The sequence below is a fragment of the Listeria sp. MAN/IMW/UF555 genome (assembly GCF_058684075.1).
In genome coordinates this window covers 78,282-90,944 of sequence record NZ_JBZWZS010000004.1, presented here as the reverse complement: position 1 = coordinate 90,944, position 12,663 = coordinate 78,282, and the positions used below count along the sequence as shown (strand labels likewise).

12 protein-coding genes are annotated in these 12,663 nt (G+C 38.9%); all 12 read left to right on the top strand.

Annotated elements, in window-relative coordinates:
• Nucleotide 1: 1 nt before the first annotated feature.
• The 12 genes from AC4PG8_RS12600 (at nt 2) to secG (ending at nt 12,418) form a co-directional block, all read left to right on the top strand.
• On the top strand, nt 2-928 hold the full coding sequence (locus AC4PG8_RS12600; RefSeq protein ID WP_010991254.1) for a dipeptidase: 927 nt from the start codon (nt 2-4) through the stop codon (nt 926-928).
• A gap of 150 nt (nt 929-1,078) precedes the next feature.
• Nucleotides 1,079-2,422: an RNA polymerase factor sigma-54 gene (rpoN, locus tag AC4PG8_RS12595; protein ID WP_003763875.1), complete on the top strand. Its 1,344-nt coding sequence runs from the start codon at nt 1,079-1,081 to the stop codon at nt 2,420-2,422.
• 442 nt (nt 2,423-2,864) lie between these two features.
• Complete coding sequence (locus AC4PG8_RS12590) at nt 2,865-3,911, top strand: sugar-binding transcriptional regulator (RefSeq protein WP_003727920.1); 1,047 nt, start codon at nt 2,865-2,867, stop codon at nt 3,909-3,911.
• Between the two features lie 33 nt (nt 3,912-3,944).
• Nucleotides 3,945-4,955: a type I glyceraldehyde-3-phosphate dehydrogenase gene (gene gap, locus AC4PG8_RS12585; RefSeq protein WP_003726583.1), complete on the top strand. Its 1,011-nt coding sequence runs from the start codon at nt 3,945-3,947 to the stop codon at nt 4,953-4,955.
• 134 nt (nt 4,956-5,089) lie between these two features.
• On the top strand, nt 5,090-6,280 hold the full coding sequence (locus AC4PG8_RS12580) for a phosphoglycerate kinase (protein ID WP_003772388.1): 1,191 nt from the start codon (nt 5,090-5,092) through the stop codon (nt 6,278-6,280).
• Between the two features lie 45 nt (nt 6,281-6,325).
• Nucleotides 6,326-7,081 (top strand): triose-phosphate isomerase, encoded by a 756-nt coding sequence (gene tpiA / locus AC4PG8_RS12575; RefSeq protein WP_003726581.1) that lies wholly within the window; start codon nt 6,326-6,328, stop codon nt 7,079-7,081.
• A 1-nt stretch (nt 7,082) separates the two neighbouring features.
• On the top strand, nt 7,083-8,615 hold the full coding sequence (gpmI, locus tag AC4PG8_RS12570) for a 2,3-bisphosphoglycerate-independent phosphoglycerate mutase (RefSeq protein WP_160464775.1): 1,533 nt from the start codon (nt 7,083-7,085) through the stop codon (nt 8,613-8,615).
• 134 nt (nt 8,616-8,749) lie between these two features.
• Nucleotides 8,750-10,042, top strand: a complete 1,293-nt coding sequence (gene eno, locus AC4PG8_RS12565; protein WP_003727923.1) for a phosphopyruvate hydratase — start codon at nt 8,750-8,752, stop codon at nt 10,040-10,042.
• Between the two features lie 102 nt (nt 10,043-10,144).
• On the top strand, nt 10,145-10,318 hold the full coding sequence (locus AC4PG8_RS12560; RefSeq protein WP_492170437.1) for a hypothetical protein: 174 nt from the start codon (nt 10,145-10,147) through the stop codon (nt 10,316-10,318).
• Between the two features lie 131 nt (nt 10,319-10,449).
• Complete coding sequence (locus AC4PG8_RS12555; protein ID WP_010991251.1) at nt 10,450-11,169, top strand: alpha/beta fold hydrolase; 720 nt, start codon at nt 10,450-10,452, stop codon at nt 11,167-11,169.
• A 182-nt stretch (nt 11,170-11,351) separates the two neighbouring features.
• Complete coding sequence (locus tag AC4PG8_RS12550) at nt 11,352-12,095, top strand: alpha/beta hydrolase (protein WP_160466583.1); 744 nt, start codon at nt 11,352-11,354, stop codon at nt 12,093-12,095.
• 89 nt (nt 12,096-12,184) lie between these two features.
• Nucleotides 12,185-12,418 (top strand): preprotein translocase subunit SecG, encoded by a 234-nt coding sequence (gene secG, locus AC4PG8_RS12545; RefSeq protein ID WP_003739713.1) that lies wholly within the window; start codon nt 12,185-12,187, stop codon nt 12,416-12,418.
• The last annotated feature ends 245 nt before the right edge of the window (nt 12,419-12,663 follow it).

Genomic DNA, 12,663 nt, shown 5'->3' with positions numbered 1-12,663 from the left:
AATGAGAGTAATTGATACCCACTGTGATGCGCTTTATAAGTTACAGGCTGGAAAAGGAAAATACACTTTCCAAGATGCTGAAGAACTTGATGTGAATTTTGAACGGCTTATAGAAGCTAAAATGTTATTACAAGGATTCGCCATTTTTCTTGACGAAGAGGTTCCTGTTGAACATAAATGGAAGAAAGCAGTTGAGCAAGTTAATATTTTTAAACAACACGTTCTTCATAAAGGCGGAATGATTCAGCATGTGAAGAAATGGTGCGAATTAGAAAATCTGCCGGAAGATAAAATCGGTGCAATGTTAACATTAGAAGGCATTGAACCAATCGGACGTGACCTAGATAAACTAACACAATTGCTTGATGGTGGAGTATTATCTGTCGGTTTAACTTGGAATAATGCTAACCTGGCAGCGGATGGAATCATGGAAGAACGCGGTGCAGGCTTGACCCATTTTGGCAAAGAAATCATCCAGCTTTTAAATAAAAGAAAAGTATTCACAGATGTTTCGCATTTGAGTGTGAAAGCTTTTTGGGAAACTTTAGATGAAGCTGAGTTTGTTATTGCCAGCCATTCAAGCGCTAAAGCAATCTGCTCTCATCCAAGAAACTTAGATGATGATCAAATTAAGGCGATGATAGAGCATGATGCAATGATTGATGTTATTTTCCACCCACTATTTACTACGAACTCTGGTGTGGCTGATATGGAAGATGTTATTCGCCATATTGATCATATTTGTGAACTTGGTGGATTGAAAAATATTGGTTTTGGCTCGGATTTTGATGGTATCCCAGATCATGTCAAAGGACTGGAACATGTCGGTAAGTACCAAAGCTTCCTCCAAACATTAGAGAAACACTATACGAAAGAAGAAGTAGAAGGATTTGCATCTCGCAATTTCTTAAACCATTTACCAAAATAAAAAAAGTCCAAGCACTCCAACTCGTGCTTGGACTTTTTTCAAATATAATGTGCTGTATTTTGAAAAATGGCATGTTATAATGAAGACTAGAAATGGAATATAATCCAGTTTGGTAGTAGTATCAGACTGATTTTTAATGGAGGTTTTAATGTGCGTTTAGAATCTAATTTCGTCCAAAAGCAACAACAAAAACAATCGCTGAAATTAAATATGACGCAACAATTGTCACAGTCTATTGCTATGCTTCAATTTGCGACAGCTGATTTAGTGGCATTTTTAGAAGATAAAGCACTCGAGAACCCATTAATAGAAGTGATTCCAGGCTCGGATTTTGCAACAGATTTTTCCTATAGTAGCCGTAAAAGCTCTGGAAGCTCTGATGATACAGATTGGTTAGAACAAATAGCCGATAATAAGCTGACGTTGGCCGATGCGCTAAAAGAACAGTTGCATTTAATGGATGTAACGCAAACCCAAAAAATTATAGTTTTATATTTAATAGAAAGTTTAAATGACAATGGTTATTTACAAATAGATTTAAAAGACGTCAGTGCAGCACTTCTGATGGACGATTCCAGTGTTTTAGAAGGACTTGAAATTTTACAAGGGATGGAACCTGCTGGGGTTGGAGCGAGGGATGCGAGAGAATGTATTTTACTGCAAATCGAACGTTCGCCTGATGCTCCATATATTGCTTACGATGTCATCCAAAAATTCTTCACGGAATTCGCGGAGAAAAAATGGAAGAAAATCGCCTCAGAAATGGATGTAAGCTTGCAAGATATTCAAGAAGTTTCCGATTACATCCAAACATTAAATCCTAAACCTGGCTCTGAGTTTGAGTCAGAACGTGTCCAGTATGTAGTCCCAGATTTAATTTTACTCCAACATGGAAATGAATTTACCGTTTCTTTAGCAAAACAATTTCTACCACAAGTCAGGTTCCAAGAAGCTTATTATGAAACAATGCGAGCAACAGAAGAAAAAGACGTGGCACAATTTCTCCGTGAAAAAGCGGGTGAATTTGATTGGATAAAAAAAGGAATTGAACAACGGGAAAACACATTACAAAGAGTTGGTGAGGCAATCGTAAGTCACCAAAAAGCCTATTTTCTCGACAATTCAGCCCATTTACAACCCCTAACTTTAAAAGAAGTGGCAGAAGAACTTGGGGTGCATGAGTCTACTGTAAGTCGTGCGGTAAATGGTAAATATATGGAAACAAATACCGGCGTGTACGAACTAAAACGCTTTTTTGCATCTGGTTTACAGAAAAAATCTTCGGAAAACGAAAATGTTGGCGACATCTCGAGTACCACGATTAAAAAACTAGTACAAGAATTCGTAGCAGCAGAAGACAAACTAAAACCACTTTCAGATCAAAAAATAGTTGATATGCTCGCAGAAAAAGAAATTCAAGTTTCAAGAAGAGCTATCGCTAAATATCGCTTGGAGTTAAATATCCCATCATCTTCCAAAAGAAAAAGATTTTAAAAGACATTTTTTGCCTCACAACTAGGCTGTGGGACAAAAAATGTCTTTTTAAAATAAAAAAATCAGCAAGAGCATGTTTCATTTTTAATAGACGTGGAAAACAACTAGTATAGCCTAGTTAGAAGTTTACATTTTAAAACTTAATTGTAAATTTCAGGTGAATATTTCATAAATGTCCCACTTAACACTTGAAGATTTGTGCCAAGACTGTTAGAATAGGGAACGTAGGGTAGTTAAAGAACATTAAAAAAAGATTCACCAGCGTAAGCAGAAAGAGAAGGGGTAAAAATCACATTGAGAGACACTTTGTTAACAAGCTGAAGTAGCTAGTTTAATAGTCTTGAAAGTTGTAAAAACCTCTATCTCTACTTTTTTTAGTTCTAACGGGACGCCAGATGACTAAGTGGGTCGTAAAGCGTCCAAAGATGAGGAGCAATTAAAAATGTCAGACTTAATTAACATTCAGAAAAAGTTATTGCCCGACGTTTTAATGATTATGCAAAAACGCTATCAAATCCTACGCTCGATATATTTTTCTGAACCAGTAGGAAGACGAACACTCGCCGGAATGTTAGGCATGAGTGAACGAGTCCTGCGCGGCGAAGTAGAATTTTTGAAAGCACAAGGTTTAGTAGAAATTGCTTCTTCCGGAATGACCGTTACAAAAGAAGGTTTGGTAGTTTTTCGTGATTTAGAAAATGTCATGAACCAGCTTTCAGGGTTACATTCAATGGAAGAACAATTAGCGAAAAAATTGCAAATCAAAAAATGCTTGGTAGTGCAAGGTGATAGCGATGATACACCATGGGTCCGCGAAGAAATGGGACGTGTGGCGGTAGAACAATTAGACATGGCGCTCACCGAAAAAAGAAACATCGTCGCAGTTATGGGCGGCTCTACAATGGCAACTGTTGCCGAAATGATGACAACTGATTTCGCAAAAGGCAGAGAACTACTTTTCGTTCCCGGTCGTGGAGGTATTGGTGAAGACCTTGACAATCAAGCGAATACAATTTGTGATAAGATGGCAACAAAGACAAACACAAAACACCGTGTTCTCTATGTACCAGAACAACTTGGCGAAGAAGCCTATCGTTCTTTACTGAAAGAGCCGGCAATTCAAGAAGGCTTACGATTAGTACAATCCGCAAATGCTATTATTTTAGGCATAGGTGATGCGCTCGCGATGGCGAAACGCAGACATACCGGCGAAGATGTACTTGAAAAAATCATCCGTCGTAAAGCTGTTGGTGAAGCATTTGGTTATTATTTTGATGAACAAGGCGAGGTTGTACATAAGGTTCCTACATTCGGTCTTCAGTTCGAAGACTTAGCGCAAATCCCGCACATTATCGCTGTTGCAGGCGGTACATCAAAAGCCAAAGCAATCAAGTCGTATATGAAAAGCGCTCCAAAAAATACGATTTTAATCACGGATGAAGGAGCAGCAAAATCGCTTTTAAAAGGGAGTAATACCCTTTTGAAATAAAAAAAACACTATTTTCAAGGAGGAAATTGACTTATGACAGTTAAAGTTGGTATTAATGGTTTTGGACGTATCGGACGTCTAGCATTCCGTCGTATTCAAAATGTGGAAGGAATTGAAGTTGTTGCAATCAACGACTTAACAGACGCTAAAATGTTAGCTCACCTGTTAAAATATGATACAACTCAAGGCCGTTTCGACGGTGAAGTAGAAGTACATGATGGTTTCTTCAACGTAAACGGTAAAGAAGTTAAAGTATTAGCTAACCGTAACCCAGAAGAACTTCCATGGGGTGACCTAGGAGTAGACATCGTTCTAGAATGTACTGGTTTCTTCACAGCACAAGACAAAGCTGAATTACACATTAAAGCTGGCGCTAAAAAAGTTGTTATCTCCGCTCCAGCAACTGGCGACATGAAAACAATCGTTTACAATGTAAACCATGAAACATTAGACGGAACTGAAACAGTTATCTCTGGCGCAAGCTGTACTACTAACTGTTTAGCTCCAATGGCTAAAGTTTTAGAAGACAAATTTGGTGTTGTTGAAGGTCTAATGACTACAATTCACGCTTACACTGGTGACCAAAATACATTAGATGCTCCACATCCAAAAGGTGACTTCCGTCGTGCACGTGCTGCTGCCGAAAATATTATCCCTAATACAACTGGTGCTGCTAAAGCTATCGGTGAAGTATTACCAACACTTAAAGGTAAATTAGACGGAGCTGCTCAACGTGTTCCAGTTCCAACTGGTTCCCTTACTGAGTTAGTAACAGTTCTTGACAAAAAAGTTACTGTTGATGAAGTAAATGCAGCTATGGAAGCAGCTTCTGATCCAGAAACATTCGGTTACACTAGTGACCAAGTTGTTTCTTCTGACATCAAAGGTATGACTTTCGGTTCATTATTTGACGAAACTCAAACAAAAGTTCTTACAGTTGGCGATCAACAATTAGTTAAAACTGTAGCTTGGTACGATAACGAAATGAGCTACACTGCTCAATTAGTACGTACTTTAGAATACTTTGCAAAAATCGCTAAATAATTAGCAGATTAATTTTACTGAAGTGCTAGTCACATCAGCAATAACAAGAATAAGCGGAGACACTATTGTTTCCGCTTATTTTCTGAAATAACGGGGGCGACCCCAATCCTTTAAAATTAATGGAGGAACTCTAAATGGCTAAAAAAGTTGTAACTGATTTAGATTTAAAAAACAAAAAAGTTTTAGTTCGTGTTGACTTTAACGTGCCAATGAAAGACGGCAAAATCACTAACGACAACCGTATTGTAGCTGCACTTCCAACAATTGAGTACATCTTAGAACAAAACGGTAAAGCAATTCTATTTTCTCACCTTGGAAAAGTAAAAACAGAAGAAGATAAAGAAGGAAAATCTCTTCGTCCAGTAGCCGCTCGTTTAAGCGAATTACTTGGAAAAGAAGTGAAATTCGTTCCTACTACTCGTGGTCCAGAACTTGAAAAAGCAGTTGATGAGTTAAAAGACGGCGAAGTACTTCTTTTTGAAAATACACGTTTTGAAGATATTGATGGTAAAAAAGAAAGCAAAAATGATCCAGAACTTGGAAAATACTGGGCTAGCCTTGGCGACGTTTTCGTAAATGACGCTTTCGGTACTGCTCACCGTGCGCACGCGTCTAACGTTGGAATCGCTTCTAACTTAGAATCAGCGGCCGGATTTTTGATGGAAAAAGAAATTAAATTCATCGGCGGTGTAGTTGATAATCCAGCACGCCCACTAGTAGCAATCCTAGGTGGCGCAAAAGTTTCTGACAAAATCGGTGTTATCGAAAACTTACTTACAAAAGCAGACAAAGTTCTTGTCGGCGGCGGAATGACTTTCACTTTCATGGCAGCTCAAGGTCAAGAAATTGGTAAATCTCTTTTAGAAGCAGATAAAGTTGAACTTGCTAAAGGCTTACTTGAAAAAGCTGGCGATAAATTAGTATTACCAGTTGATGCAGTTGTATCTAAAGAATTCAGTAACGATGCTCCTTTCCATACAGTGAGTGCAGATAGCATTCCAGCTGATGAAATGGGACTAGATATTGGTCAAGCTACAATTGACTTATTCACAAAAGAACTTCAAGGCGCTAAAACAGTTGTATGGAATGGTCCAATGGGCGTATTCGAACTTAGCAACTTTGCTAAAGGTACAATTGGCGTTTGTGAAGCTATTGCAAACTTAACGGATGCAACAACAATCATCGGTGGTGGGGATTCTGCAGCAGCAGCTATGGACTTAGGTTTTGCTGACAAATTCACACATATTTCCACTGGTGGCGGTGCATCATTAGAATATCTTGAAGGTAAAGAGCTTCCTGGTGTTGCTTCTATTAGTGACAAATAAGCTGAACCAAAAATAATTTTTAATATCGAGAGGATGTTTATCCAAATGCGTAAACCAATTATTGCTGGTAACTGGAAAATGAACAAAACTGCTGCAAAAGCAGGACAATTTGCAGAAGACGTAAAAAATAATGTGCCATCAAGCGATGCTGTTGAATCAGTAGTTGCTGCACCGGCTCTATTTTTACAAGAATTAGTTCGTCTTACTGAAGGAACTAATCTTCGCGTAGCTGCACAAAACTGTTATTTTGAAGACGAAGGTGCTTTCACTGGCGAAATTAGCCCGTTTGCACTTGCTGACTTAGGTGTTTCTTATGTTATTATCGGACACTCTGAACGTCGTGAGTACTTCCACGAAACAGATGAAGATATTAACAAAAAAGCACACGCAATCTTCAAACACGGCATGACACCAATCATTTGCTGTGGTGAAACATTAGACCAACGTGAAGCTGGTCAAACAGATACTTGGGTACGTGGTCAAATCCGTGCAGCTCTTGCTGGATTAACTGAAGAACAAGTAATCAAATCCGTTATTGCTTATGAACCAATTTGGGCAATCGGTACTGGGAAATCTTCCACAAGTGCTGATGCTAATGAAACTTGTGCAGTTATTCGTGCAGAAGTTGCTGACGCTGTATCTCAAAAAGCAGCAGACGCAGTTCGTATTCAATACGGCGGTAGCGTAAAACCTGAAAACATTGCTGATTATCTTGCAGAGTCCGACATTGACGGCGCTCTTGTAGGTGGAGCAAGCTTAGAACCAGCATCGTTCTTAGCATTATTGGAGGCAGTAAAATAAAATGAGTAAATCACCTGTAGCAATTATTATCCTCGATGGTTTTGGTAAACGTGCGGAAACAGTAGGTAATGCTGTAGCTCAAGCAAACAAACCAAATTTTGACCGTTACTGGGCTAATTTTCCTCACGGGGAACTTAAAGCTGCTGGCCTTGATGTTGGTCTTCCAGAAGGCCAAATGGGTAACTCTGAAGTTGGCCATACAAACATCGGAGCTGGACGTATTGTCTACCAAAGCTTAACTCGTATTGATAAAGCAATTGAAGAAGGCGAATTCCAAGAGAACAAAGCCCTAAACAATGCTTTCACTCATACAAAAGAAAACAATTCGGACCTACATCTTTTCGGTTTACTATCAGACGGCGGCGTGCATAGTCATATTAATCACCTCGTTGCACTTTTAGAAACTGCGAAAGATAAAGGCGTGAAAAACGTTTATATCCATGCATTCCTTGATGGACGTGACGTGGCTCCACAATCTTCACTAGAATATTTAGAAACACTAGAAAAAGCTATTAGTGACTTAAACTATGGTGCGATTGCTACTGTTTCTGGACGTTTCTACGCGATGGATCGTGATAAACGCTGGGAACGTGTTGAAAAAGCATACAAAGCAATCGTAAGCGCTGAAGGTGAAAAATTTGAAGATCCAATCGAACTTGTCAAAGCTTCTTACGCTAATGACAAAAATGATGAATTCGTTGTTCCTGCTATCATTACTAAAGATGGCAAACCTGTTGCAACAGTTAAAGACAATGATGCAGTTATTTTCTTCAATTTCCGTCCTGACCGTGCGATTCAGCTTTCTAATGCATTTACTGATAAAGAATGGGATCATTTCGACCGCGGGGCTAACCATCCTAAAAACATCAAGTTCGTTACAATGACTCTTTACAACCCAAGCGTTGATGCTGAAGTTGCTTTTGAGCCAATTGAAATGAAAAATGTTATCGGCGAAGTACTTTCTAATGAAGGTTTGTCGCAACTGCGTATCGCTGAAACAGAAAAATATCCACACGTAACATTCTTTATGAATGGCGGAAGAAATGAAGAATTCCCTGGTGAAAACCGGATTCTAATCAATTCGCCAAAAGTAGAAACATACGATTTAAAACCTGAAATGAGTGCATATGAAGTAACAGATGCGCTTGTTGAAGACATTAAAAACGACAAACACGATGCGATCATCTTAAACTTCGCAAATCCAGACATGGTTGGACACTCAGGTATGCTTGAGCCAACTATTAAGGCAATCGAAGCAGTAGATGAAAATCTTGGTCGTGTAGTAGACCTTATTTTAGAAAAAGGTGGCTCAGCTATTATCTTTGCTGACCATGGTAACTCTGAAACAATGTCTACTCCAGAAGGAAAACCGCACACTGCGCACACTACCGTTCCAGTTCCAGTAATTGTAACGAAAAAAGGTGTAACGCTTCGTGAAGGTGGTCGTCTGGCTGACGTTGCGCCAACAATGCTTGATTTACTTGGCGTTAAAAAACCTGCCGAAATGACAGGCGAAAGTTTAATTCAAAAATAATTTTAGTTATTACTTTAGTTTTTTTGCAAACAGAGCTACAATAAAAACGAATTTAAAAACGGATGGGTCTTTGATTTGAAGTGAATATCTTGTTCATTTCGTTCAATTAATCCCAACAAAGGAGAGAATTATAAATGTCTATTATTACTGAAGTTTATGCTCGCGAAGTCTTAGATTCCCGCGGTAACCCAACTGTTGAGGTTGAAGTTTATACTGAAGCTGGCGCGTTTGGTCGTGCATTAGTTCCAAGTGGTGCTTCAACTGGTGAATACGAAGCTGTAGAATTACGCGACGGCGACAAAGCTCGTTACCTTGGAAAAGGTGTTTTAAAAGCTGTTGAAAACGTAAACGACATTATTGCTGACAAAATTATCGGTTTTGACGTAACTGACCAAATCGGAATTGACAAAGCAATGATCGAACTTGATGGTACACCTAACAAAGGTAAATTAGGTGCTAACGCTATTCTTGGTGTTTCCTTAGCTGCTGCTCGTGCTGCTGCTGACGAACTAGGCGTACATTTATATGAATATCTTGGCGGAGTGAACGGTAAAGTTCTTCCAGTTCCAATGATGAACATCCTTAACGGCGGAGAACATGCTGATAACAATGTCGACGTTCAAGAATTTATGGTAATGCCTGTTGGAGCTCCAAACTTTAAAGAAGCTCTACGTATGGGTGCTGAAATCCTACATGCACTTAAAGCTGTTCTTAAAGGTAAAGGCTTAAACACTGGTGTTGGTGATGAAGGTGGATTCGCTCCAAACCTTAAATCCAACGAAGAAGCTCTTGAAACAATCATGCAAGCAATTAAAGATGCTGGTTACAAACCTGGCGAAGAAGTTAAACTTGCGATGGATGCTGCATCAAGTGAGTTCTATAACCGCGAAACTGGTAAATATGAACTTAAAGGTGAAGGTGTAACTCGTACTTCTGAAGAAATGGTAACTTGGTATGAAGAAATGATTACTAAATACCCAATCATCTCTATTGAAGATGGCCTAGACGAAAATGACTGGGACGGATTCAAACTACTTACAGAACGTATTGGTGACCGCGTTCAATTAGTAGGTGACGATCTATTTGTAACTAACACAACTAAACTTAAAGAAGGTATCGAAAAAGGTATCGCTAACTCCATCCTAATCAAAGTTAACCAAATCGGTACTTTGACTGAAACATTGGATGCAATTGAAATGGCTAAACGCGCTGGCTACACTGCAGTTATCTCTCACCGTTCTGGTGAAACAGAAGATTCCACAATCGCTGACATTGCAGTAGCTACAAACGCTGGTCAAATCAAAACTGGTGCGCCTACTCGTACTGACCGTGTTGCAAAATATAACCAATTACTCCGCATCGAAGACAATTTGGCTGATCTTGCTGAATATCATGGTAACGACACTTTCTACAACTTAAAAAAATAAGTTGATTGAATAAAACGCTAAACTCCGCGAAAAGTAACATTTTCGCGGAGTTTTTTCTGTTTTAAAAATAGATAGAGGGGTAATGATTTGGAAGAGGAGGTAATGCTGATGAAAGTAAAAAATAGTCAGGCCTCAAAAGTGCTCGAAACTCCGAAAATCAAAGACGCTGTGGTGCATGAAAAAAGCCGCCCCTTAGCCGAAAAGCGCTCTGTACCAAAGAAAATTATTGATGCAGACGTACCGCAACAACAATACCATCGTAGACTTATGAAATAAATAGTGCGCCTGATTCTAGCTTGATTAGAATCAGGCGTATTTTAATATATTAGAAGCATTTTTATATGAAATCAAGTATAATCAGGTGTAAAATAAGAGTATTAGAAGTCTCGAGCAAGGAGAAATGCTTTATGATAACAAAAATCAATGGGATTAACTTGTTTTATCAAATATACGGGACTGGCGAACCGATTCTTCTTATCCACGGGAATGGTCAAAGTCACCGTTCCTTAAAACGAATTATTGATGACTTAGCACTTGATCATCAAGTAATCGCTGTAGATAGTCGCGCACACGGTAGAAGTGACGCAGGAAATATGCCGCTTGATTTTGAAATAATGGCTCTCGATATGCTTTCATTACTCGATTTTTTGAAAATTGATAAATATAAAGTCGTTGGTTATAGCGACGGCGGTATTGTTGCTCTTGTCATGGGTAAAATGCAACCAAAACGTCAAATCGCCTCAGTCGTTATTGGCACAAATTATCATGTAAACCAAATCCGCTTTTTACCAGATTTGTTTTGCCGCGTTGCTTATGGAGCTACAGTTCTCTTAGCTCCGTTTAGCCGTTTTTTTGAACGTATGAAACAACAACTTGCTTTAACCATCTATCATCCACATATGTCAGAAGCGGATTTAAAGAAAATAAGCGCACCACTTTTGGCTGTTGTTGGTGAATACGATTTGATTTCTTCTAAAGATACGAAGAAAATGGTACATTCTGTTCAACACGGCGAAATGGTTATTGTTAGAAATGGGCTTCATTATTTACCTAGGCAAAAACCAAAACAATTGTTACGATTAATTCATACTTTCTTTTCCAATTTAAGCGCGGAAATTCACAAATAGAAACGCCTTAAAACCCTTTAATACCAACGTGTTTGAGGGTCGCGAAAAAAGTATTTGACAAGTTCCTTGGATAGCGTTAATATTGGTCTATTGGTCAGAACTCAAAAGGTAGCTTATTTAGTTCAGATGGGCTACAATAGAGTGGATTATAAAAGTGATGATATTAGGAGGATTGCGTAAAAATGAGTGCGGATCGTAGCTTTACGTTAAAAGCGGGAAATCGTGCTGTTTTGCTCTTGCATGGCTTTGCAGGGACTACAGAAGACGTAAGAGAACTTGGAGAAACTCTAGCAGAAAATGGATACACAGTACATGCACCAAACTTCAGAGGTCACGGGGATGAACCCGCTATTTTCTTGAAAACAACACCGGAAATGTGGTATGAAGATGCGGTGGCTGGATATCGTCAACTTGAAAAAGACGGATATAATGAAATTGCAATTGTCGGTGTGGCAATGGGCGGTGTTTTTGCGCTTAAAATGGCAGAATCGTTTTCACCAAAAGCGATTGTTCCTTTATGCGCCAATGTAAACCGTAAAATGCGCTATATCCCAATCGAAAACTATTTAACTAAACAATTAAAGAAACAAGGTATAGTAGAACAAGAAGCAGATCAAATGCTAAAAAACTACCTTCCTGAAATAGACGTAATGACGGAAGCACGTGCTACTTTCTACAAAAATGTTGCGCGTGATATTGAAAAGATTCATGTGCCAACGATGATTGGTCAAGGCTGCCAAGACGAAGAAATCGACGCAGATAACGCCAATTATATCTTCAAACACATTCATACAAACGATAAACAACTATGCTTCTATGCAGGTTCAGGTCACGATATTGTGAACGACTGTGAAAAAGATATTTTAGAAGAAGACTTGATTTACTTCTTAGACGATCTAGTTTGGCTTGAGGAAAAAGTTGTTTAACTATTGTATAGAAACAAACCTTTACGTATAATACCAAATATGGTAAAATTAACCTTAGTCAAATTGGGCGGTTTTAGGAGGAAAGAACAATGAGTACAGTTTTAACGGTCTTACTCATCATCGTATCAGTACTGTTAATTACAGTTATCATACTTCAACCAGGTAAAAGTGCTGGGCTATCCGGTGCCATCTCTGGTGGAGCTGAGCAATTATTCGGTAAGCAAAAAGCAAGAGGACTAGAACTTATTCTACATCGTACAACCATCGTTCTATCCATTGTTTTCTTCGCAATACTAATTGCACTGGCATATTTTGTACAGTAACGAGATGTTAACCACCTGAATGAAAATTTAGGTGGTTTTTTATTATTGTAGTTCTAAAGAAGCGTAGTCCGCTTCCCTAGAACTACAATACAAGGTGTAGCGTAGCGGAACGTTGTTTCCATTAAAAAGTGGACGAACAACCCAAAAAGGGGTGCACAAAGATTTAAAACAGCATCCCCCTAAAACTCCAACAAAAACAACACCCACCCCAGATCAACCAAACCTCCAAAAAGAACCAAGGAGCG

What these genes read in the sequence shown, in the direction of transcription:
- AC4PG8_RS12600 (WP_010991254.1), top strand. Translation starts at nt 2, where the DNA reads ATGAGAGTAATTGATACCCACTGTGATGCGCTTTATAAGTTACAGGCT.
- AC4PG8_RS12590 (WP_003727920.1), top strand. Translation starts at nt 2,865, where the DNA reads ATGTCAGACTTAATTAACATTCAGAAAAAGTTATTGCCCGACGTTTTA.
- gap (WP_003726583.1), top strand. Translation starts at nt 3,945, where the DNA reads ATGACAGTTAAAGTTGGTATTAATGGTTTTGGACGTATCGGACGTCTA.
- AC4PG8_RS12580 (WP_003772388.1), top strand. Translation starts at nt 5,090, where the DNA reads ATGGCTAAAAAAGTTGTAACTGATTTAGATTTAAAAAACAAAAAAGTT.
- tpiA (WP_003726581.1), top strand. Translation starts at nt 6,326, where the DNA reads ATGCGTAAACCAATTATTGCTGGTAACTGGAAAATGAACAAAACTGCT.
- gpmI (WP_160464775.1), top strand. Translation starts at nt 7,083, where the DNA reads ATGAGTAAATCACCTGTAGCAATTATTATCCTCGATGGTTTTGGTAAA.
- eno (WP_003727923.1), top strand. Translation starts at nt 8,750, where the DNA reads ATGTCTATTATTACTGAAGTTTATGCTCGCGAAGTCTTAGATTCCCGC.
- AC4PG8_RS12560 (WP_492170437.1), top strand. Translation starts at nt 10,145, where the DNA reads ATGCTGATGAAAGTAAAAAATAGTCAGGCCTCAAAAGTGCTCGAAACT.
- AC4PG8_RS12555 (WP_010991251.1), top strand. Translation starts at nt 10,450, where the DNA reads ATGATAACAAAAATCAATGGGATTAACTTGTTTTATCAAATATACGGG.
- AC4PG8_RS12550 (WP_160466583.1), top strand. Translation starts at nt 11,352, where the DNA reads ATGAGTGCGGATCGTAGCTTTACGTTAAAAGCGGGAAATCGTGCTGTT.
- secG (WP_003739713.1), top strand. Translation starts at nt 12,185, where the DNA reads ATGAGTACAGTTTTAACGGTCTTACTCATCATCGTATCAGTACTGTTA.